General features: G+C 48.8%; 1 protein-coding gene. It reads right to left on the bottom strand.

What is annotated here, in order from left to right; genetic code table 11:
* Positions 1–356: 356 nt before the first annotated feature.
* On the bottom strand, positions 357–545 hold a 189-nt coding region (locus tag J5M57_RS29010), incomplete at its 5' end, for a hypothetical protein (protein ID WP_243435663.1).

Here is a 545-nt window from a genome sequence, read left to right as displayed (position 1 = left end):
CTACTGAATAGTGGGTATGTAGTTAAATAAAAGACGATCAACATATTCAAAGATGGTCAGTCGAATTGACAGGAAAATGAAAAGTTTAGGAATCCGCCTTGCTTCGCATATCGGAAGCAAGTTCCAGTCGACAAAAATCAACAACGTTGCGCGTCACTTGCGTGCAGCATGCAACAAACGAATTTTTTGCTCGTCGGGCGGGACGCAGTCTGGGATCGTTGTGAATGTTCTATCGCTGCGAAGAGCCACTCGTTCGTCGGAGTGGGCGATCGAAAGATTGCGGAAAGTGAGCGAGGGGCATATACAACTCGAATGTGCTTAGCGAGAACGCTGGCTGTTGCATATCGATGCCGCTCTCAAAACTCAAAATGATGATTCGCTTTCGTGAATAAGCCATATCGAACAATTTGGAATGCATCATTGGGCGCGTGGGTCGCTGCTTCAGTGATTGCTAGAACATGCGGGAGACCCGGCTCGACCAGGACGATCTTGGTCGTAACGGTCGCAATGGTAGGAGCATCTGGAGCGTATGCGCAGTATGTCGC

Source organism: Pseudomonas sp. 86_A, assembly GCF_017491705.1.
Classification (GTDB): domain Bacteria; phylum Pseudomonadota; class Gammaproteobacteria; order Pseudomonadales; family Pseudomonadaceae; genus Aquipseudomonas; species Aquipseudomonas koreensis.
This window is presented reverse-complemented; position numbering and strand designations above follow the sequence as displayed.